24 protein-coding genes and 1 pseudogene are annotated in these 20121 nt (G+C 71.4%); 9 read left to right on the top strand and 16 right to left on the bottom strand.

All coding sequences use genetic code 11. The features are described from left to right. A partial coding sequence (locus ACTWPW_RS50540; protein ID WP_443173070.1) for a MarR family winged helix-turn-helix transcriptional regulator occupies positions 1 to 321 on the bottom strand: 321 nt, incomplete at its 3' end. Between the two features lie 87 nt (positions 322 to 408). On the opposite strand from ACTWPW_RS50540, the gene ACTWPW_RS50545 reads away from it, so the two are divergent. The 4 genes from ACTWPW_RS50545 to ACTWPW_RS50560 all read left to right on the top strand — a co-directional run bounded on the left by ACTWPW_RS50545 (position 409) and on the right by ACTWPW_RS50560 (position 3076). After that, entirely contained in the window at positions 409 to 1401 is a 993-nt protein-coding gene (locus ACTWPW_RS50545) for a quinone oxidoreductase family protein (protein WP_443173071.1), read from the top strand. 218 nt (positions 1402 to 1619) lie between these two features. Then, on the top strand, positions 1620 to 1763 hold the full coding sequence (locus tag ACTWPW_RS50550; RefSeq protein WP_443173072.1) for a hypothetical protein: 144 nt from the start codon (positions 1620 to 1622) through the stop codon (positions 1761 to 1763). A 56-nt stretch (positions 1764 to 1819) separates the two neighbouring features. Beyond that, positions 1820 to 2737, top strand: a complete 918-nt coding sequence (locus ACTWPW_RS50555) for an aminoglycoside phosphotransferase family protein (protein WP_443173073.1) — start codon at positions 1820 to 1822, stop codon at positions 2735 to 2737. Positions 2738 to 2893: 156 nt separating this feature from the next. Further along, entirely contained in the window at positions 2894 to 3076 is a 183-nt protein-coding gene (locus ACTWPW_RS50560; protein ID WP_443173074.1) for a hypothetical protein, read from the top strand. 481 nt (positions 3077 to 3557) lie between these two features. Here ACTWPW_RS50560 and ACTWPW_RS50565 read toward each other — a convergent pair whose 3' ends face one another. Then, a complete protein-coding gene (locus ACTWPW_RS50565; protein WP_443173075.1) occupies positions 3558 to 4415 on the bottom strand; it encodes an NmrA family NAD(P)-binding protein in 858 nt (285 codons plus the stop codon). A gap of 58 nt (positions 4416 to 4473) precedes the next feature. On the opposite strand from ACTWPW_RS50565, the gene ACTWPW_RS50570 reads away from it, so the two are divergent. Next, positions 4474 to 4839 carry a winged helix-turn-helix transcriptional regulator gene (locus tag ACTWPW_RS50570; protein ID WP_375118668.1) on the top strand — a complete coding sequence of 122 codons (366 nt, stop codon included), beginning with the start codon at positions 4474 to 4476 and terminating at the stop codon, positions 4837 to 4839. 98 nt (positions 4840 to 4937) lie between these two features. Here ACTWPW_RS50570 and ACTWPW_RS50575 read toward each other — a convergent pair whose 3' ends face one another. The 3 genes from ACTWPW_RS50575 to ACTWPW_RS50585 form a co-directional block, all read right to left on the bottom strand. Further along, the gene (locus ACTWPW_RS50575; protein ID WP_443173076.1) at positions 4938 to 6401 is read right to left on the bottom strand and encodes an MFS transporter; all 1464 of its coding nucleotides are present in this window, start codon (positions 6399 to 6401) and stop codon (positions 4938 to 4940) included. Then, complete coding sequence (locus ACTWPW_RS50580; RefSeq protein ID WP_364135528.1) at positions 6398 to 6982, bottom strand: TetR/AcrR family transcriptional regulator; 585 nt, start codon at positions 6980 to 6982, stop codon at positions 6398 to 6400. Before ACTWPW_RS50580 ends, ACTWPW_RS50575 begins: the two co-directional genes overlap by 4 nt. A gap of 152 nt (positions 6983 to 7134) precedes the next feature. Continuing rightward, complete coding sequence (locus ACTWPW_RS50585; protein ID WP_443173077.1) at positions 7135 to 7752, bottom strand: DUF6461 domain-containing protein; 618 nt, start codon at positions 7750 to 7752, stop codon at positions 7135 to 7137. A 135-nt stretch (positions 7753 to 7887) separates the two neighbouring features. On the opposite strand from ACTWPW_RS50585, the gene ACTWPW_RS50590 reads away from it, so the two are divergent. From ACTWPW_RS50590 to ACTWPW_RS50600, 3 genes and pseudogenes are all read left to right on the top strand, one after another. After that, positions 7888 to 8124, top strand: coding sequence for a sigma-70 family RNA polymerase sigma factor (locus tag ACTWPW_RS50590; protein WP_375118671.1), 237 nt, complete (start codon positions 7888 to 7890; stop codon positions 8122 to 8124). A gap of 242 nt (positions 8125 to 8366) precedes the next feature. Continuing rightward, the gene (locus tag ACTWPW_RS50595) at positions 8367 to 8930 is read left to right on the top strand and encodes a hemerythrin domain-containing protein (protein ID WP_375118672.1); all 564 of its coding nucleotides are present in this window, start codon (positions 8367 to 8369) and stop codon (positions 8928 to 8930) included. A 470-nt stretch (positions 8931 to 9400) separates the two neighbouring features. Beyond that, a pseudogene (locus ACTWPW_RS50600) lies at positions 9401 to 9697 on the top strand (hypothetical protein); the annotation flags it as partial. Positions 9698 to 9707: 10 nt separating this feature from the next. Here ACTWPW_RS50600 and ACTWPW_RS50605 read toward each other — a convergent pair. The 10 genes from ACTWPW_RS50605 to ACTWPW_RS50650 all read right to left on the bottom strand — a co-directional run bounded on the left by ACTWPW_RS50605 (position 9708) and on the right by ACTWPW_RS50650 (position 18663). Continuing rightward, on the bottom strand, positions 9708 to 10310 hold the full coding sequence (locus ACTWPW_RS50605) for a hypothetical protein (RefSeq protein WP_443173078.1): 603 nt from the start codon (positions 10308 to 10310) through the stop codon (positions 9708 to 9710). 138 nt (positions 10311 to 10448) lie between these two features. Then, on the bottom strand, positions 10449 to 11330 hold the full coding sequence (locus ACTWPW_RS50610; RefSeq protein ID WP_443173079.1) for an ABC transporter substrate-binding protein: 882 nt from the start codon (positions 11328 to 11330) through the stop codon (positions 10449 to 10451). Beyond that, a complete protein-coding gene (locus ACTWPW_RS50615; RefSeq protein ID WP_443173080.1) occupies positions 11327 to 12439 on the bottom strand; it encodes an LLM class flavin-dependent oxidoreductase in 1113 nt (370 codons plus the stop codon). The genes ACTWPW_RS50610 and ACTWPW_RS50615 overlap by 4 nt, the downstream gene beginning before the upstream one ends. After that, on the bottom strand, positions 12429 to 13220 hold the full coding sequence (locus ACTWPW_RS50620) for an LLM class flavin-dependent oxidoreductase (protein WP_443173081.1): 792 nt from the start codon (positions 13218 to 13220) through the stop codon (positions 12429 to 12431). Before ACTWPW_RS50620 ends, ACTWPW_RS50615 begins: the two co-directional genes overlap by 11 nt. After that, positions 13217 to 13714, bottom strand: coding sequence for an NADPH-dependent FMN reductase (gene ssuE, locus ACTWPW_RS50625; RefSeq protein WP_443173082.1), 498 nt, complete (start codon positions 13712 to 13714; stop codon positions 13217 to 13219). Before ssuE ends, ACTWPW_RS50620 begins: the two co-directional genes overlap by 4 nt. A 1-nt stretch (position 13715) precedes the next feature. Then, positions 13716 to 15164 carry a hypothetical protein gene (locus tag ACTWPW_RS50630; RefSeq protein WP_443173083.1) on the bottom strand — a complete coding sequence of 483 codons (1449 nt, stop codon included), beginning with the start codon at positions 15162 to 15164 and terminating at the stop codon, positions 13716 to 13718. Beyond that, positions 15161 to 15859, bottom strand: coding sequence for an ABC transporter ATP-binding protein (locus tag ACTWPW_RS50635; RefSeq protein ID WP_375118679.1), 699 nt, complete (start codon positions 15857 to 15859; stop codon positions 15161 to 15163). Before ACTWPW_RS50635 ends, ACTWPW_RS50630 begins: the two co-directional genes overlap by 4 nt. An 8-nt stretch (positions 15860 to 15867) precedes the next feature. Beyond that, complete coding sequence (locus ACTWPW_RS50640) at positions 15868 to 16710, bottom strand: ABC transporter permease (RefSeq protein WP_443173084.1); 843 nt, start codon at positions 16708 to 16710, stop codon at positions 15868 to 15870. Continuing rightward, positions 16707 to 17696: an ABC transporter substrate-binding protein gene (locus ACTWPW_RS50645; RefSeq protein ID WP_443173085.1), complete on the bottom strand. Its 990-nt coding sequence runs from the start codon at positions 17694 to 17696 to the stop codon at positions 16707 to 16709. Before ACTWPW_RS50645 ends, ACTWPW_RS50640 begins: the two co-directional genes overlap by 4 nt. Next, entirely contained in the window at positions 17689 to 18663 is a 975-nt protein-coding gene (locus ACTWPW_RS50650) for an ABC transporter substrate-binding protein (protein ID WP_375118682.1), read from the bottom strand. The genes ACTWPW_RS50645 and ACTWPW_RS50650 overlap by 8 nt, the downstream gene beginning before the upstream one ends. Positions 18664 to 18893: 230 nt before the next feature. Here ACTWPW_RS50650 and ACTWPW_RS50655 point away from each other — a divergent pair, with 230 nt between their 5' ends. Beyond that, on the top strand, positions 18894 to 19562 hold the full coding sequence (locus tag ACTWPW_RS50655; protein ID WP_443173086.1) for an IclR family transcriptional regulator: 669 nt from the start codon (positions 18894 to 18896) through the stop codon (positions 19560 to 19562). A 146-nt stretch (positions 19563 to 19708) separates the two neighbouring features. Here ACTWPW_RS50655 and ACTWPW_RS50660 read toward each other — a convergent pair whose 3' ends face one another. After that, positions 19709 to 19906, bottom strand: coding sequence for a hypothetical protein (locus ACTWPW_RS50660; protein WP_443173087.1), 198 nt, complete (start codon positions 19904 to 19906; stop codon positions 19709 to 19711). Between the last annotated feature and the right edge of the window lie 215 nt (positions 19907 to 20121).

Here is a 20121-nt window from a genome sequence, read left to right on the forward strand (position 1 = left end):
GTGGTTGATCTCGTCTCCGCGGGGGGTTCGCGCGACGAGGCGTGCGCGGCGGTCCCGGGGATTCGGTTCGCGGGTCACGAGGCCGAGCGCTTCGAGACGCGCGACGATCTGGGTGATGTTGGAGGCATCGCAGCCGAGCTCCTCGGCCAGGGCGCCCATACCGCGCCGCTCGTCGAGTCGCCCGAGCACACATGCCTGCGCCGCGCTGAGCGACAGCTCGGCCGCGGCCGCCTCGTAGGCGCGGTCATATACGTCCACCAGGTCGAACAAGGCGGCCTCGGCCTCGGACGAGGTGGCTACGGGTCCGTTCGGCAGCGCCATGACCCCCAGCTTAGAGGAGTTACTTGATTCGCTCAAATAGCTGTGGTCCAATGATCCTTGATTCACTCAAGTAAACGAGGAGGGTCGATGGACAGCAGAGTCGAGCGCACAGCGGGCGGCGCGATCGTGGTGCCGCAGATGAACGCGGTCGTCCTTGACCGGTTCGGCGGAGTCGACGAACTCTCGCCGCGCCGGATACCGCTCCCAGAGGTCGGCGACGACGATGTTCTCATCCGGGTGGAGTTCGCAGGGGTCGGGTCCTGGGACGCGGTCGAGCGGGAGGGGGACTACGACGGCGCTTTCGGCATCCCGTCGACCTTTCCCTACGTCCTCGGCTGGGACGCGGCGGGCACGGTGGCCGCGGTCGGACGTAACGTCACCCGGTTCGACGTGGGCGAGCGCGTCTACGCTTCGACGATGCCTTTGCCACGTGGCGGCGCCTACGCCGAGTACGCCGTCGTCGAGGCGGAGTTCGTGGCGCGCGTACCCGACCGGCTGCCGACCGAACAGGCCGGCGCGATGGCGTGGGATGCTCTGACCGCACTGAGCGGTCTCGATCTGCTCGGCCTGCGACCGGACGAGACGCTCATGGTCTTCGGGGCCAGCGGGGGCATCGGCCACCAGGCCGTGCAGTTGGCGCGGCACAGCGGCATCCGAGTGCTGGCCGTGGCTTCCGGCGACGACGGTGTCGCCCTGGCCAGGCGGCTGGGTGCCGACGCCGTCATCGACGGTCGCAAAGTCGATGTGCTGGCTGCGGCCTTCGAGTTCGCGCCAGGCGGGCTCGATGGGGCTCTGGTCACGGTGGGAGGCGAGACCGCCGAACGGTCTCTTCGCGCGATCAAGAGTTCGGGACGGATCGCCTGGCCGAACGGTTGCGTGCCCGTGCCTGTGACGCCGCCGGACGCGACGGTGTCCTACTACGACGGGGACCGCACCGCCACCGATCGGCTGAACGCGATCATTGAGGCGAGCTCCTTCGAGGTCCACGTCGCCCGGACCTTCCCGATGGAGCGAGTCAAGGATGCGCATCGCGCCCTGAACGATCACTATGTGGGGAAGCTGGCCCTCAAGGTCGGATAGGACGCGACAAGCGGCCGGCGGCGGGCTGAGCGGGACCGTCATCGCGTCAAGGCAGCCGTCCCCGGACACGCCGCACACCCACGATCGGCCAAGAACCCGTCATCACCCCCGCTCGAACGCACCCTCGCCAAGGCCCTCACCGAGGTCGTCATCAGGCTGGACCTCAGCGACGACACAACGCCATCACGCCCGCGGCCAGGACGGAGGCGATCGAGCCGGTGGCCTTCCTCCTGCAGGAGTTGCCCGCGCAGGACCGGCAAGCCCTCGCCGACCTGATCAACGAGTTCTCGCCGCAAGAAGCCGATCCTGAGCGGCAGCAGACGGCCTGGCAGGCACCCGAAACCCTGGGTCTCCTGGTCTGAAATCCTCGCACCGGGGAGAAAACGGGCGGGCCGCCATCCGGCTAATGTTGCTCCGCATGACGCACACCGAGATCGAGATCACCGCGGAGCTGGTGCGGGATCTGCTGCGTGACCAGCACCCCGACCTGGCTGATCGCCCGGTGAGTCTCGGCGCGCGGGGCTGGGACAACCAGCTGTGGCGGCTCGGCGACGACCTGGCCGTCCGGTTGCCCTGGGCGACGGAGTCCGCGGACGAGCTGCTGCTCAAGGAACTCACCTGGCTGCCCGCTCTCGCCCCGCGCCTCCCGCTGCCGGTTCCCGTCCCGCAACGCCTCGGCGAGCCCTCCGCGCTGTTCCCGCGTCCCTGGATCGTCACCACCTGGGTGCCGGGAGAGCCCGCCGACCGCGCCCCCGTCACGCGCGGCGCGGAGGCGGCCGACGCCCTGGCCGCCTTCCTGACGGCACTGCACCAACCCGCCCCCGAACAGGCACCCGTCGGCCGGGACCGCGGAGGGTCGCTGGCCGACTACTCCGAGGGGTTCCTCAAGGGGCTCGCCTCGGCTACCGAGATGGGGTTGATTCCCGACCCGGACGCCGTACGCGCGGTCTGGGACGACGCCGTCGCCGCGCCCGACTGGACAGGCCCGGCGCTCTGGCTCCACGGCGACCTGCATCCGGCCAACGTCCTCACCGCGGACGGCACCCTCTGCGGCGTGATCGACTTCGGTGACCTCTTCGCGGGCGATCCGGCCGGCGACCTCGCCGCCGCCTGGAGCCTGCTGCCGGACGGCGCCGCCGACCGCTTCCATGCCGCCTACCAGCCGGCCCCGGACGCCGCGACCCTGCGCCGCGCCCGCGGATGGGCAGTACGTCGCGCTCTCGGCGGCATCCACGTCGGAGAAGCCGGTGTCCGCGGCCGGCCCGGCGGCAAGGCCACGTGGGGCCCACCCGCCCACGCGGCACTGCGACGCCTCATCGCAACAGCCCATCGCTGATCGATCACGCTCGCACACCTTCGCGCGGTCTACGTGCATGACGTGCCTGACAGGACTCCAAACGGCTGGCCAGCAACTTCGCTTGCCAACCCACGATGACCATCGGACCGGCTGCGTCCCAAGCTGACCCGCCGGGCAGCGTGGATCGCCCACGACATGGAGCTACCGCTCATCGAAGGCGCCATCATCCGGCTGACCGGCGAGCACCTGCTCGGCCGCGGAAAAATCGAGCCGGTCCGGCTGTCGTGGTCGGGCACCGGCGTCGACGCAGACCGACGTCGGCCGGCTCTGGCGAGCTCAAGCCCAGTACGTGATGACGGCCGGTTATCCCGTACATGAGCGATCACGGCGGCCCGGTCCGGCGACCACGAGAGCTCCTCGCCGCCGCGGTGCTCGACTCCGGCACGTTGTCCGGTACATCACCACCGACGTCGCGCGGCGGCCGGCTTGAGCGCTGTGCCGAAGGTCGCCGCTCTGCGCGGCGGGCACGTCACTCTCGCCGCGGCCGCCGACGCCTTCCTGGCCACCCAGCGCACGGCCCACCCCCCACACACACACCCACCGCGCCCACGCCTCCGCGATTGATCGCGCCATCGACCGGCTCGGCCGCTGGCCGAGATCGGCACCGCGCTCGCCGAACTGGGGGGCGAGTGCGCCGGCGACGCGGGGAAAGTGTTCGTGACGGTGTGACAGTCCAGGCGAAGGAGCACGGCCGATCATCAGGCCGCACGCGTTCGCCCTGCTTCCCGATGAGACTCAGGTCCCCGGCCGCCGCCCGCTGAGGCCGGGTCACTCGTCTGACCTGGCTGACTGCCAAGGCTCAGAAGCGCCAGTCCTGGCGCGTGGCCCATTCACGCACGGTCGTCGTCCCGGTCCTGATCACCGCCGGGTCCGGGGCAGGAGGCGGCGGCGTTCCCGGCGAGGGCGGAGTGTAGGCGGCGGCGACGCCCGCGGCGGCCTCCTCGCCGGTGAACGGGCCCATCATCCGGGCGTACTCGTCCGGTTCGACGGTCCGCCACCGCACCTCGCGCCCCAGCGCCGCGGTGAGCTCCCCGGCTACCTGGCCGCCGGTCAGCGCCCGCGGGCCGGCCATGATCCGCAGCGGCGGCGGGGCCGGATCGGTGACGAGCCCGGCGATGACGCCCGCCAGGTCGCCGGCCGCGAGCCAGGGTACCGGCAGCGGGTAGGCGATCTCCCCGGCGGCCACGCGCGGCAGCGACCAGGGGGCCGCCAGATTCTCCATGTACGTGAACGCCGGCCCGACCACGGTGGCGACGTCCACGACCCCCTGCAGCTCGGCGGCCAGCAGCGCCCGGGCATCCACGAAGGGCACCCCCGTGGGCTCGAGGGCCGGTGGGCCGCCCGTGTTGAACACCGCCCGCGACACCCTGGAACCCTTGAGCGCGGCCAGCACCGCCTCGGCCTGCGGTACGGCCGCCTCGGCGGCGAAGACCAGCGGTAGCTGCACGACGACCGCATCGGCCCCGGCGTAGGCGTCGGTCAGGGACGCGGGAACCGACAGATCCGCGAAGACCGCCTCGGTGCCCGCGGGCAGGCCGCGCGCGGAGGTGTCGCGGACGGCGGCACGCACACGGTGGCCCGCGGCGAGGAGACGGCGGACGACGGGACTTCCCTGGGTGCCGGTCGCTCCATGGACGACAACGGTTGATCTGCTCATGAAGCGGCACATTAGTTTCCCAAATGAAGTAGTACCTAGAACGAAATATTGTTTCCGTATGGAAACCGATGCGGTGGACGTCGCCGCTCGCCTGGCCGCCGCCTCTCAGCGGGGTTGCGGCGTCGAGCGCACGCTCAAGGTCCTCGACGGCAAGTGGACGACGTTGATCATCCGGGAGCTGCTGACCGGCCCCAAGCGGTTCGGCGAGCTGCGCTCGGCCTTGGGGGACCCCAGCGCCAAGACCCTCACCGACCGGCTGCGCGCGCTGGAGAACCAGCGGATCCTCACCCGTACGGTGCACGCGGAGGTGCCGCCGCGGGTCGTCTACGAGCTCACCGAGCAGGGACAGAGCCTCAGCGGCATCCTGTACGCCATGCTCGTCTGGGGCGAAGAGCACCCGCTCATCGATGACCCCCAGAGGTGATGCGGCCATGACCCGCGTCGGCTGTCCAGCCACACCTCAACTGCGGGACCGGGCTCCCGGTCCTGCGCGGCCACCGGCCTCCATGATCTCCCTTCAGGTCACGCGGCAGCGCGCGAGGGCAGCCTGGCCGCCGCCGGGACGCCGAGCGCGGCGACGGCCGCGAGAAGCAGCAGCGTGGGCCCCATCGCGCCGCCGAAGGCCGCGGGCGTCCACCGCGATCCCACCTCACCGGCCAGGCCGGGCGCGATCAGCGTGATCGACGTGGTGGCCAGGGCGATGCCCAGCGCGGGGCCGATGTTCATGATGGTCTGCTTCAGCCCGCCGGACACCCCCGCGTCGTCGGCGGACGCCTGTTGCACGACGACGGCCGTCGCCGTGACCATCACCGTGCCGAATCCGGCGCCCAGCATGAGGAACGCCACCGCCATCGCCGGTGAGGCCACCGATCGATCCACGCCGGCCAGCAGCAGCATTCCCGAGCTGAGCAGGGCCATCGCGGCCAGGGCCGTCCGGCGGGGACCCTGCCGGCGCAGCAGCACGGCGGCGACCGGCGCGCCGACCACCATCATCACCGCCAGCGGCAGCACGCGCAGCCCGCTCTGCAGCGGGTCCAGCGCCAGGACCTCCTGCAGGAAATAGCTGCCGACGAACAATGCCCCGAACATCGCCGCGGAGGCCGCCAGCAGGACGGCCAGTGCCGCGGTCAGCGCCCCCGACGCGAGCACATGCCGGGGTATCAGCGGGTGGGCGGCGACCCGCTGGTGCTGGACGAATGCGCCGCCCGCCGCGACGGCCGCGGTCAGCCCGAGCGCGGTGCCCACGGTCCATCCCGTACGCGGTACCTCCACCAGGGTGTTGACCAGGCACGCCAGGGCCGCGGCCAGCAGGCAGGCGCCCGTCAGGCCGAGCCGGGCAGTGCGGCCACCGGCGCTGGCACCGGCACCGGCTTCCGCGCCGGTGCCGACGCCAGCGCCGGTACAGACCGCGCCGGTGTCGCGCGGTGCCGGCATGCGGACGGCCAGAGCGGCCACGCCGATCGCGAGCGCGGGAGCGACGTTCAGGAGGAACACCGAGCGCCAGCCGAAGTGGGCGGTCAGCGCGCCGCCGACGAGCGGGCCGGCGGCGGCCGCCAGGCCGATGGCGCCGCTGCGTACCGCGATGGCCATCGCGAGCCGGTCGGCCGGGAACGCGGCGCGCAGCATCCCGAGGGTGGCCGGTTGCAGCAGCGCGCCGAAAAGTCCCTGGGCGATGCGCAGGCCGACGATCCAGCCGATGCCGGGCGCCAGCGCGATAGCGGCCGAGGTGGCGGCGAAGCCCAGGGTCCCGGCGGCGAAGACCTCCCGGTGACCGTAGCGGTCGCCGAGCCTGCCTGCGAGGACGAGCAGGGCGGCCACGGCGATGAGGTAGCCGGTGCTGGTCCACTGGACCTGTGCGAACGAGGCGTGCAGGTCCCGTTGCAGGGCGGGCTGGGCGATGGTGAGCACGGTTCCGTCGAGGGCGACGATGACCTCCCCTGTGACGCTGGCGGCCAGAGTCAGGTGGCGGTGGTGTCCCGGCCTCACCGCGGTTCCGGCCCGAGGTGTGCCTCCAGGGTGGCCCGCAGCAGCGGTTCGAGCTCGGCCGATCCGGTGGTCAGTTGCAGGCTGCCCCAGGCCCACAGCTGGGCGATGCCGTGCGCGTTCGCCCACAGCACGCCCGCGGCGATCCGCGGGTCCACGCCCGGCCGCAGGCCCGCCCGGGTCAGCAGATCCGTCACGACGTGGAACAGCGGCAGGCTGGCTTCCCGCAGGCCCAGATGGTTGCTCTCGAGCAGGTCGTGGCGGAACATCAGCTCGTACATGCCGCGGTTGGCCAGCGCGAAGCCGAGATATGCCCGGCCCAGCGTCGTCAGCTGCGCGCGCGGATCCGCCCGGCCGTCGCCCAGCGCCCGGGCGACCTCGGCGCCCAGAGCCGCGAACCCCTCGCGGGCGATGGCGGAGAGCAGCTCCAGGTGGGTGGGGAAGTAGCGGCGCGGCGCGCCGTGCGAGACTCCGGCCCGCCGGGCGATCTCACGCAGTGACAGCGCCTGCGTCCCCTCGCGGGTCACCAGCTCCACGCCGACCTCTATCAGGCGGGCACGCAGCCCGGCGTCCTCCTCATGCATAGACACTGTCTACCAGTGCCGAGTAGACGGTGTCTACGCCATGCCCTGAGGCCATCGCTCTTCAGATCCGCGTGCGGCTGCAGCGCGCCGGCACCCGCGGTCGCAGCCGCCTTCGAACCGTGAGCGCGCCCTGGAGCCGCAGATAGGTGCTATCACCAGGCCAGCGCGGGAGCATGCCCGTCCCGGACTTCATACAGGTGCGCGACGGAAGCTGCATAGGGCAGCGGGCCGCGTACCTGCTCAGGTGTCAGCCGGATGCCAGTACAACGTTCGGCCAGCGCCAACGCCGCCTCGACGAACCGCCCACGGGGCGCTTGCCATTCCTCGTCATCCTCATCGAACTCATCGACAAGCCCGAGGTCTTCCAGATGTGGCAGGAGCCGGTCCGGTTCGGCACCCCAGCGCGCCTCATCGGGGAACATCGGGTCGAGACCAGTGATCACCTTTCCATCGACGGCGTAGATGAACCTGGCGTGCTGATCGACGTTGTTGTGAACGCTGGCCAGTACAGTAGCCGCAGACAGTGGGTGAACCGCGTCGCGCATGATCCCCATATAGCCTGCAGGCTCGACGATGACCGAGCCACCCTCAGAGGGGCCCACCTCGATGTAGCCCTCTGCCTGCAAGGCTTCGTCCGGTTTGACCGCGAGGCGCTCCAACACCTCCGCGGGCTGCAGACCAGCAACGAGGGTGAAACAGAACCCCGAGAGGCCAAGGCCGCCACGGAATTCCTCCCACCACAGGTAATCCTGCGCTGTCGCACGTGTCACGGATGGCCTCGCTCGATCGGTGGTAGGTGTGTTCGATGGCGTGGACGTCACGCTAGCGGCGAGCACCGACGTTCCTGATCGACGTTGTGTCGCTCGGTCGGGAGACGCCACAGATTCGCCAGGGGAGCCTGGAAAGTGCCTCCGAGTATCCCCGATCCCGGCCACTTCATGGACGCCCTGATCGACGCCCGCGCCGTCAAGCCGCTCATCGACGCTCTCCCACCCCGAGGGAAGCACACCCTGCTGCTGCGCTTCAGCGCAGACCGATCCCAGGCGGAGATCGCCGGCGAGCTCGGCATCTCCCAGATGCATGTCTCGCGGATCCTGCGAGCCGTCCTCACCCAGATACGCCAGGCCCTGACCGCGCAATAACGCGAACAGACAGCTCCACCACGGCTGATCGGACTGTGCCTGAGAGGCAATGGACGGCGAGGCGGTCAACCCCAGGAGCGCGATCCTTGCTCCCCGTCACCAGGAACATGGCGAAATCCTGCATGTTTCAGCCGTCATCACCGGGAATGTGATGGAAGGCGCCGAGGCTGGGCCGTGGTCACCGTACTGGCCCCGGCCGGTAGCCGTGCCGCCGATGTCTCATCAGGAAAGGGGCCCTTGAGATGGTTGAGCAGCAGGACGTGATCGCGGTACTCGTGACCGACCATCGCGAGGTGGAGGAGATGTTCACCGAGCTGGAGCAGATGAGCGGCGATGGCGGCGAGCGGGCCAAGACGCTGGCCGAGAAGGTGGTCATCGAGCTGGTACGGCACTCGGTCGCCGAAGAGGCGTACCTGTACCCGGCCGCGCGGAAGCACATCGAGGGCGGTGACGCGCTGGTTGACGAGGAGATCGCCGAGCACGCCGAGGCCGAGGAGACGATGAAGCAGTTGGAGCGGCTGGAGCCGGGCGACGCGGAGTTCTGGCCGACGATGGAACGGTTGATGCGGGAGATCCGCCACCACATCCAGGAAGAGGAGAACGATCTCTTCCCTCGGCTGCGGCAGGCCTGCTCACAGGAGCAACTGGTGGACTTGGGCGGCAAGGTGCAGCGGGCCAAGAAGGTGGCGCCGACCCGTCCCCACCCGTCCGCGCCCGACACTCCGCCCGGCAACAAGTTGCTGGCTCCCGGGACCGGGCTGGTGGATCGCATCCGTGACGCGCTGACCGGCCGCGGACGCTCCTGAGCTCGTCCCGTCGGCGTCGCCAGGAGTCACGCGCTTTTCCTTCTCGAGCCCTACTGCGGAACCGAGCGGCTTCTCGGACGTGGCGGCTCCGTTCACGCCGACACCCACCAGGCCAGACACTCAATGCCGGCTGAGTGCGTACGGCCTGGCGTTCTCGTGGAGGAAGCGCGCGATGTCGTCCCGCGTCGGCGGGGGTGCTCACCCCAATGATCTCGGCGGTGTCCGCCACATGCCTGCTGATCAGCTCTTCCCAGCGTTCGATCGGGACGACGCCGGGTGACCGCGCCCCTGGGAGAACAGATTGAGGTGGATCCGACAGTAGGAGCGCAGCCAGAACGGCACCGCGCCCAGGAGCAACATCCGGTACGGGTCCCACTGCACGTACGACCCGCCTGGCCTACCTCACTGTCACGAACACGTTCGCCGCACTGCGGTTACTGCCCAGGGGAGATCGGGACCAGGACGTGGAGATGCTTGCTCTGCGCCGCCAGATCACCGTCCTTGAACGCCAACTCGGCGCCGACACCAGAGTGAGATTCGCACCCGAGGACCGAGCCTTTCTTGCCGCCCTCCTCACCTCGCTGCCGCGCGAGGTCCTGCGCCGACTGCGACTCCTCGTCCACCCGAAGCGGCCCGGGCGCCCACCCACCGTCCACTCCACCCGCGCCCTCATCCTGCGCCTGATCCGAGAGAACCCCAACTGGGGTTACCGGCGGATCCACGCAGAGCTCACCACCCTCGGCATCGTGGTCGCACCGTCCACGGCACGGGAGATCCTCAACCAGGCGGGTCTTGATCCGGCACCACACACGCGGCTTGAACTGCATGGATGGAGTTTTCGGCAGGCGCAATGCTGGTGGCGGTGGGGGTGCTCATGGTGTGGAACTCGTCGAAGCGGCGCGCGTCGACGATGACGGGAGGCTCGCCGGAGTCGATGAGTGCCTGCACGTGCTGTGCGATCAGGGAGGGTGTGTGGCTGATCGACTCGACCAGCTCGCCGAACGCCTTGCTGGGCACGTTGACGTCCTGGAAGATCTCGCCGCCGGAGACGATCCAGCCGTCGAGCCCGCCCAGCAGCGCGTGCACCCGGGAGTAGCCGAGCTGTCGCAGGACGTTGATCGCCTGATGCGGGGGTGCGTCCGCGTCGCCGTAGACGACAATGAGGGTGTCCCGGCGCGGCGCACTGGCCGGCGCCGTGCCCCAGGACCTGATGGACGCGGCATACGCGAGTGCTGCCGGGATCCCGCACCTGCTGCTGGTCGGGGACGCCGACCCGCTGGCGGACCAGGACGCGATCGCGCGGGCGGCCAAGACGCTGCCGAAGGCACGGCTCACCGTCGTGCGCGGCGCCCACCACGACTGCTCAACGACCTGCAGCACCGCTCGGTCGCCGCCGAAATTGTCACGTTCCTGGAGGCACTGCGCAACGAGCTGGTTCCGGCCGTCACCGTGGAAACAAGCACCTGGTGACCCGGCGGCCACGCTGCAGGAGGGCGCGTGGGCAGCGGCACGCCGGGATCACCGGGTTCGCGCCACCAGCTCGCCGATCTCGGGAAGCACGGCGTTCGCGACCGTGATCTTCTGCTGGATGAGCCCGTTGGCGTGGAACAGGTCGGCGGCGTGCTGCTGCTCGGCCACGAACTCCTCGCTGACCGGGTGCAGCCCCCATGGGCGGGTGCGCAGCGCGTACTCCCACGCGTCGAGGTCGCCGTCGAACAGGGCCGCGGCCTCGCGCGGGTGCTCCTCTGTCCAGCGGTCCGCCTGCTGCAGCGCGGTGACGATCCTGGCCAGTTCCTCGGGCCGCTCCCGTGCGAAGTCGCGGCGGGTGAACCAGAGCGAGCGGTGGCTGAACAGGCCGTCGGTCTCCACGAGCGTCCGGGTGCGCGACTCGACCGGCGTCAGGTACGGGTAGGAGCCCACCCAGGCGTCCACGTCGCCGTTCACCAGCAGCTCGGCGGCGTTGCCGTAGGCGTCCACGGGGACGATGTCGCCCCAGCCGAGCCCGGCCTGTTCCAGCGCCAGCAGCAGCAGCGTGGTCTGCCATGAGCCGTGCCCGAGCGCCACCCGCTTGCCCTTCAGCTCCGCCACGGAGCCGATCGGCGAGTCGTCCCGCACCACCAGGCGGCCGTTCTCGACGCGCGGGCCGGAGATCGCCACGTACACGATGTCGTGGCCCTTGGCCTGGGCGGTGACCGGGGGAGTGGAGCCGGTGCCGATGAAGTCGTAGCCGCCGTCGAACAGGTGGTCGCCGTGCGCGGACGGGAGCGACTTGGTCGGATCGACGCGCTCGCCCCGGCCGAGGGCGTTCAGGTCCACCCACTCGACGCCGTGCACCAGGTCACGGTTGCGGGCCACCCAGAGCGTGTTGTTCTGCGGGAAGAAGCCGACTTTGGTGGTCATGAGGTACGTCCTTTCAGTAGTGGCAAAACGTGGCGGCCCACGCGGCGGGCCTCTTCGAGATGGGGGATCCCGGCCAGGATGAAGGCGTCCACGCCGAGGTCCAGGAGCTGGTCGAGGCGTTCGGCGACCTGGTGGTAGTCGCCGACCAGGCCGAAGGCGGGGCCGTCGCGCAACTGGCTGAACCCGCCCCACACGTTGGGAGCGACCTCCAGGGCGCGGGGGTCGTCACCGGCTCCGGCGAGAAAGGCGCGGCTGCGTCGCACGCCGACGGAGTCGCCCTCACTGAGGTCGCGCTCGCGCGGCCTGGCCTGCCAGCCCTCCTCGATCTCCGCCCACGCCTCCTGCTCGCTCTCGCGGGCCAGCAGGTCCACCCGCACGGCGAAGCGGGGCGGCGCGGCACTGTGCGCGCGCACGACGTCGAACTTCTCCGCCAGCGCTTCGAACGGCTCCAGCCACGACAGGTAGTAGTCGGCGTGCCGGCCGGCGGCGTCGATGGCGGCGGGGGAGGAGCCGGAGAAGAAGATCTCCGGGAACGGCTGGCCGGCCAGTTCCTCCGGCAGTCCCGCGTTCTCCACCTGATAGAAGCGGCCCCGGTGAGTGTGACCGCGGGTGGGCCCGCCCTGCCAGACGCCCTTGAGCACGTCCAGGAACTCCGAGGTCCGCGCGTAGCGGTCGTCGTGGTCCACCTTGTCGCCCCACCAGAGTTGCGCGGGACCGCCGCCGCCGGAGATGACGTTGTAGACGATCCGGCCGCCGGTGGCCCGTTGCAGCGTGGCCGTCATCCGGGCGGCCTGGACGGGGTGCAGGAACCCGGGCTGGAAGGCCACCATGAAGCGGTACGAGGTGGTCTCGTGGGCCAGCGTCGCGGCGGCGGCCCACGGGTCGTCGGTGTGCGGGAAGTTCGGCAGCAGCCCGCCGACGAAGCCGCTGTCCTCGGCGGCTCTGGCGACCTCGGCCATGTAGTCGGCGTGGCTGTAGCCGTCGTCCCGGCCGTCCCTGGTGCCCGGGGCGGTGCCGCCGGCGGTGAAACCACCGCGGCTGCGGACGCGGCGGCGCAGCGAGGGCTGGTCGCCCTCCATGTGGATGCGCCAGTAGATGTCAACGGTCAAGAGCCCGCTCCTTCACGTGCTCGCCGAGGTGGTAGACGTCCTCGGTCTGGAGGAAGAACTCGGTGACCCCGAGCGCAGCGTACTCGTCGGCGGCGTCGATCGAGGACAGGTGCACGCCGTAGCGCAGGCCCGGCAGTTCGGGGATGAGCGCGGTCAGGTCGTCGCCGGCGGAGAAGACGTGCACGTCCGCGTGGCGGCGCGACAGCTCCAGGGCATCGGGCGAGGTTCCCGACAGGTGCACCTCGGGGAAGGGCGAGGACGACAGCGGCCCTCCGAAGCCGCCCTTGACCACCTCGTAGAAGGCGCGTTTGAAGTCCAACGGGCTTCCGCCGCCCCAGACGCCCCTGGCCACGGTCAGGAACTCGTCGGCGCGGGCGAACCGGGCCGCGCCGGTCAGGAAGTCGCCCTGCGCCCTGGCCACGGCCGGGTCCAGGTCCACGGCGAGCCGCCAGCCGAGCCGTCCGGCGGCGAATCGCTGCAGGGATGCCGACAGTTTGGCCGCGTAGACCGGGGTGGCCACGGCCGGGTGGAACTCGGCGACGACACGCAGGTGGCGGGTGCGGCGCAGGGCGCCGGCGGCGACGGTGAGGGACTCCTGCCCGTCAGGGTCGAAGGGCACGAGCGCGCCCGCCCACCCGGACAGGTCCGCGGCCACGGCGGTCCGCCCGGCGGGATCGGCGAGCACCGGCCGCACATCGGTGACGAAAGCCGGCAATCCGGCGGGGGCGGGGCTCCTGGTGGGCAGGACCACGTGAAAGCGCGCGGTGCTGTGCGTCGTCATGCCGCAGCCTCCAGCGGAACCTCTTCCAGCAGGGCGTCGATGCGCGGGAGCAGTTCCCGCGCCAGCGGCTCGATCTGGGTGTCCAGCACGAACAGGCCGCGCGTGACGTGCCGCGCGCCGAGCACGCTCAGCACCGGCCGCAGGGCATAATCCACGGCCAGCAGGTGGGCCGCGGTGCCCCCGGTGGCCACCGGCACCACGGTCTTGCCGGCGAACGCGCCCTGCGGCAGCACGTCCAGGAACGCCTTCAGCAGCCCGGTGTAGGACGCCTTGTAGATCGGGGTGGCGACGATGATCGCACCGGCCGCGGCCACCTGCTCCGTGGCCCGCGCCAGCCCGGGATGGGTGGTGTCACCGTGCACCAGGGCCTCTGCGGGCAGATCGCGAAGGCGCAGGACCGTGGCCGGCCGGCCCAGCCGCCCGGCCAGGTGGTCGAGCAGACGTACGGTGCGGGAGGCGGCCGATGGGCTGCCGGAGATGAGCAGGACGGACATGTCAGATCTTTCCTAGGGGTTCAGCGGAAACGGGCGGCGTCCGGGAAGGCCGCGGTGACTGGCCCGTCTCGTCGAGGAACTCGGGTGGCGGCAGGTGGTACGGCGGCTCGCCGTCGGCCGGCAGCGGCCCGGGCTCCCGTTCGCGGGCCTCGAACTCCTGTTTGACCGCCGCCAGCGTCTCGGGCTGCTCGACCAGCGTGACAGCCGCCGAGGCCAGGTAGCGGGCGGCGGCCAGCAGCCCGGCGTGCGCGATCGAGGTGCCGGTCGCGGCGGTGGCCGCCCACGAGTGCAAGGGCACCCCGAGCGGCACCACGGCCGCGACCAGGCTGAGGTGCGGCGCCGTCCAGCTCACCTCGGAGGTGTCGCTGGACGGCACGCCGAGGTCCGGCCCGGCGGGCGGCCGCAGCGGCAGGATCTCGGTCGCCAGGCCGGCGGGCGGCCGGCCGATCGCGGCCTGCAGCCGCAGCGCGAACTCGTGGTCGGCATCGGTGAACGCGGGCGGCCCCAGCTCGCTCATCGTGTGGTGCAGCAGCTCCGCGCCCGCCCGGTTGCCGAGCCCCTGCCTGATGGCGGTGACCAGGCGGTGCTCCAGCCGGGTTCCGCTGCCGGCAGCGGCGGCGTGGGCGCAGGTCACGACCTTGTCGTAGAGGGTCCTGGTGGCGGTGTGCGCGGACTCGCGGACGTAGACCCACACCGTCTGCAGGTCGGGGGTGACGTTGGGGGCGCCGCCGCCGCTGATCGTGTAGCTGATGCGGCCGGAAGGCGAGACGTTGCCGGCACGCAGGCGCTCGATCATGTCCGCCAGCAGCAGCGCGCCGTCCAGGCCGCTGCGGGTGCCCAGCGGGCTCGAGCCGTGGCCGGGAGAGCCGAGGAAGGAGAACGTGGCCGAGTACAGGGCGCTGGTGACGCCCCAGCCGGTGCCGGTGACGGGGGAGGGGTGCCAGTCGAGGAAGGCGTCCAGCCCGTCGTAGGCGCCGTCGCGCATCGCGTACGCCTTGCCGACGAGTTGTTCCTCGCCGGTGGAGGCGAACACCTTGATCGTGGCCCGGTTCCCGAGGGCCCTGGCGGCGGCGATGGCCGCGCCTGCCGACGCCGCCGCCAGAGTGTTGTGGCCGCACCCGTGGCCGGGGCCGTAGGCGGGCGCGTACTCGTCGCCCTCGAACGCGACCGGCTCGTGCCGGGCGACGCCGGCCCGCTGCGACAGGCCCGGCAGGGCGTCGTACTCGACGTTGAACCCCAGCACGGGCCCGCGCTCGCCGTGGGTGGCGACGAACGCGGCGGGCAGGCCGGCCGTGCCCCACGCGATCGTGAAGCCGTGCGCGCGCAGCAGTTCGGCGGTGGCCAGCGCGGAGCGCCATTCGCGCAGCGACGGCTCGGCGTAGGCCCAGATCCGGTCGGCGAGCCCGGTCAGCGCTGCGGCGTTCTCGCGGATCCAATCCGTGGTCGTCATGGCGTCGCTCCCGCGTGAGCGTCCACGCCCAGGTCGGCGAGGAGCCGGCGGCGCAGTTCGACGAAGTCGGGATCGGTGCGGCCGCGCGGCCGGTCGAGTCCGACCCGCACGTCCGTGACGAACCTGCCCTCGCGCAGCACCGCGATTCGGTCGGCGAGCAGGATCGCTTCCTCCACGTCGTGCGTGACCAACACCACGGCCGGGCGGTGCCGGGCGCACAGCTCGGCGATCAGGTCCTGCATGTGCAGCCGGGTCAGGGCGTCCAGCGCGGCGAACGGCTCGTCGAGCAGGAGCAGCTCCGGCTCGCGTACCAGGGCTCTGGCCAGCGCGACCCGCTGGGCCTCGCCGCCGGAGAGCGTCGCGGGCCAGGCGTCGGCGTGGCTGCTCAGCCCCACCTCGGCCAGGGCCGCCAGGCCCTTGGCGCGGGCGGCGCGGCCCTGCCCGATGATCACGTTGGCGAGGGCGCGCTTGGACGGGACGAGCCGCGGCTCCTGGAAGACGACCGTGCGCACCGGCGGCACCAGCACGCTCCCGCCGCTGGCCGCGTCCAGCCCGGCCAGGATGCGCAGGAGCGTGGTCTTGCCGGTGCCGCTCGCCCCGAGCAGCGCCAGGAACTCCCCGCGCCGCACGTCCAGGTCCACCCCGTCGAGCACGGCCCGCTCCCCGAAGACCTTGCGCAGGCCTGTCGTCCGCACAGCGAGACTCATCGGATCGTCACCGCCCTGCGCCAGGGCATCGTGACCCGCTCGGCCAGCCGCAGGGTCAGGTCGGCGATCAGCCCGATCACCGCGTACAGCAGCACGCACAGCGCGAGGATGTCGGTGCGCAGGTAGTCGGTGGCCCGGGCCATGAGGTAGCCGAGCCCGGCCGTCACGTTGATCTCCTCGGCGGCGATGAGCGCGATCACGCTGAGCGTGGTGGACAGCCGCAGCCCGGCGAAGATGGACGGCAGCGCCCCCGGCAGCACGACCTCGCGGGCGATGGCCAGCCGGCCGAGACCGAACGAGCGGGCGGCCTCGACGACCTTGCGGTCCACGTTGCGCACCCCGCTGGAGACGTTGATGTACATGGGGAACGTGCAGGCCACCCCGATCAGCAGGATCTTGGACGCCTCCTCGATCCCGAACCACACGATGAACAGCGAGGTCAGCGCCAGGAACGGGATGGCGCGCAGAGCCTGCATCGAGGAGTCCACGAGCTCCTCGCCGAGCCGGGTGAAACCGGAGACGACGCCCAGCGCCAGCCCGGTGGAAGCGCCCAGCAGCAGGCCGAGCCCGGCCCTGGTGACCGACACGCGCAGCGCTTCGGGGAGCTGGCCGTCGGTCCACAGCTCGGCGAAGGTCTTGGCGACGTCCTGCGGGCCGGCGAGCACATCCTCGGTCAGGGCGCCGGTGGCGTTGGCCGCGTACCAGGCGGTGAGCAGCAGGACGGGGCCGATGGCGCGCAGCGCGAACGTGGCGGCCGGGTGGCGGCCGGCCGAGCGCGGCGGCTCGGGCGCGACCAGCCCTTCGACACCGGCCTCCGTACGGGTGGTGGCCACGCTCATGACTTCGCGTCTCCGAGCGTGGTCACGTCCACGACGTGCTGGGAGACGTCCAGCGGCGCGGTGAGCACCTTCTGGTCGAGGAAGAACTCCGCCACGTCCTGATATTTCGCGATCTCGGCGGCGGTGACCGCCTGGGCGGGCTTGCCCTTCTTCTGGATGTCGACCACCAGGTCCTTCTGCTTGCCCTGCACGGCTTGCGGGCCCGTCCGGGTGAAGACGTTCACATAGGCGGCGGGATCGGCGATCTCCTTGGCGCTGCCCTCCTTGATGAACTCGAACAGGGCCTTGACCACCTCGGGATGCTCCTGCAGCAGCTTGTTGGCGGCCACGTAGATCACGTAGTTGTCGGACTTGATCGCCTCGCCGTCGGCCAGGATCCGGGCGTCCAGGTCGGTGACGGCGGGGATGAGGAAGGTGGAGAACGTGGACCAGGCATCCACCTCGCCCGAGCCGAAGACCGGCGCGGTCTGCGGCGGCTGCAGGTAGACCCGCTTGACCTTCTCGACCGGCACGTTGAACGTCTGCAACGCCTTGAGCAGCAGATACTCGCTGGTGCCGCCGTGCCCGACGGCCACGCTGCGCCCGGCCAGATCGGCCACGGATCTGATCGGCGAGCCGTTCTTCACCACGATGCCCTCCCCGGCCAGGTCGGGGGGGACGGTGGCGAAGATCTTGAAGCTGGGCTTGACGGCCAGCGCGGTGACGCCGGAGGTGATCGAGCCGGTGGCGATGTCGAGCGAGCCCGCGTTGATGGCCTGGGCGGCCGGGGCGAACACGGAGAAGTCGCCGGCCCACTTGACCTTGGCATTGACCTTGGCCAGGGCTGCGTCCAGGCTGCCGTCCTTCTTCGCGACGGCCAGGAAGCCGCTGTTGCCGGGGTCGGAGATCCGGACGATCACCTGCTCCTGCGCGGTGGTGGCGCCGGTTCCGCCGCCGCAGGCCGCGGCCAGGAGGGTGAGAGGAAGGGCAAGCAGCAGCTTACGCATGGGTGACTCCTTGAAGCGGGGCATGGTCGGCCCAGGCCGCGACGTCCACAGGCGATTCGAGGAAGCCGTGGCCGCGCAGGAAGCGCTCCTGCTCGGCCAGCAGGTCGAGGCGTTCGGCGGACAGGTCGAGGTGGAGCGAGGCGCCGGGGACATAGGCCGCGGCCACGCCGGCCGCGCCGGCGCCGGTCTCCGCTCCCAGGATCCTGGCCACCTCGGCCGGGTGCCCGGCGGCCCAGTCCGCGGCGCGCAGCAGCACGGCCAGGAAGCGGGCCACCACCTCCGGATGCTCGTCCAGCAGGCGCTGGTGCACGGTGATCGGACGGGGGGTGCCGTTGTTGATCCGGGCGCGCCGGTCCGGCACGGCGTCCAGGTCGATGCCCACCTCCGCGCCATGGCGCAGGGCGGCCTCCACGGCGAGCGCGCCCTTGACGTAGACCGCGTCCACCCGGCCGGCGGCCAGCGCGGCCAGCTCCGCCTCCCACTGACCGCCGCCGGGCTCGGCCTCGACGTCCACCAGTTCAGCGTCACCGAGCCCGAGCCCGGCCAGAGACAGCGCGCCGTGGAAGCCGTGCAGGGCCATGGCCCGCCAGAAGTCGATGGCGATGCGATGCCGGGGCGCCGCCAGTCGCAAGCCCTTGAGCTGCTCGGGGCTCTCCAGGGCGGTGCCGCCGCGAACCAGCACGACCTGCCGCTCCTCGATCCAGGTGAGACCGACGAGCCTGGTCGCCTCGCCACGGGAACGTGCCCACAGCGCCGGTACGTTGCCGCCCTCGCGGAACAGGCCGGTCAGGGCGTGGGTGTAGTGGGTTTCGCGGGGCACGCCGGGGCTGTCGTCCTGCAGCGAGCGGACCTCGATCCCGTCATCGGCGAACTCTCTCGCCAGCCAGCCCTGGTCGGCCGCGATGCCCGTCGCGGTGGGCACGGGACAGCGGGTGAACCAGATGGCGTCGAGTGCGGCTGTGGTCATGGAGCAGATTTTGCTAGTAATTTGGTAGGAAATGCAAAGAATATCCCGCGATGCGGGAAGCGTTCCCGGCCTGACCGGCTCTCACCTGGTCCCGGATCTCCCTACTCGGAAGACGGAGTTTCCCGCATGGCAGCAGACGGCGGCGTCCAGTCAGTGCGCAGAGCGATCGGCATGCTCGGCTGCTTCGGCGGCGGCGATGCCGCGCTCAGCCTGTCCGACCTGTCGCGCAGATGGGGCTGTCCACCTCGACCACGCACCGCCTGGCCAGAACGCTGACCGGCGCGGGCTTTCTGGAGCAGGAGGCACGCACCGGCCGCTACCGGCTGGGGCCGTCGATCACCGATCTGGGGCAGCTCTCCTTTCACCGGCGCGGCCTGCACCGCATCGCCCCCGAGCTGGCCGAGCTGGCCCGGATCACCTCCGCCACCGTGGACCTGGCCGTCCGCAACGACCGGCACGCGGTCATCCTGAGCGGCGGCTCGCTCAACCCCGACAGCGGCGTCGGCCTGCGCCGCCCCCTGCACTCCACGGCGCTGGGCAAGGTGCTGCTGGCCTGGGACCCGGAGGGATGCGTCGATCTGGAGGCGCTCGGGCCGCTGCGGGCACTGACCGGCCGCACCATCGTGGACCACGCCGAACTGCGCGCCGAGCTGGCCCGCGTGCGCGAGTCCGGGTACGCGCTCAACGACGAGGAGTCGGGCGACGGCATCCGCACCGTCGCGGTGCCGGTGCTCGACCGGCAGAACCACGTACGCTACGCGCTGGCCGTGCGTTCCACGCCGCTGGTCATCAGCGACACGCGGATCGGCTGGTTCGTCACGCACGCGCGGGCCTGCGCCCGCGCGCTGGAGGTACTGCTGATCCCACCGGCCGAGCGCCGGCTCCGCTCCCCCGTCTGAGGCCGCCGGGGGGTCACGCCCCATGGAGCCGTTCGAGACCGCGGCGAGTCGGTCAAGCGTGCCGGCTGCCGCCCGTCGCGGGCGGGCCGCTTCCGGGGCCTCCGGCGTGACTTGCCGTCCCGGCCGGTCACTGGGAGATCCCTGGCTCAGGAGCCGGCCTGGAGGAACTTCTGCCCCGGGTGTTGCCTGGGAACGGTAGAGAACGGGTCGTCGAAGGGGAAGCCGACGCCGACGATCACGGTGGGCTTCGCCCTGACGGCGGCGTCGAGGTTCTGGGCGATGACGGTCGGGTCCTTGCTCTCGTACAGCTTGAACGAGGCGCCGATCTCCTTCGCGCCCGGCACGGGTGCGGCGCCGCTGTGGGGCGTTGGGACGGGGCCGGGTAGGGCGGGCGCTCCAGCCTGGCGCGTTCTGCGTGGTGCCGCAGGGTGGCACCGCGCCGCCCGTGGCCTGTTCAGGCCCCGTGACGATCCTGCCGGTCGTCGACCGGCCCGACCCCGAGTAGCCCTCCGGTCCGGTGTCCTCGCCCGCGCCGTTGAGGGCGATCCCGCCGGTCCGA

The sequence above is a fragment of the Nonomuraea sp. KM90 genome (assembly GCF_052246675.1).
Lineage (GTDB): Bacteria > Actinomycetota > Actinomycetes > Streptosporangiales > Streptosporangiaceae > Nonomuraea.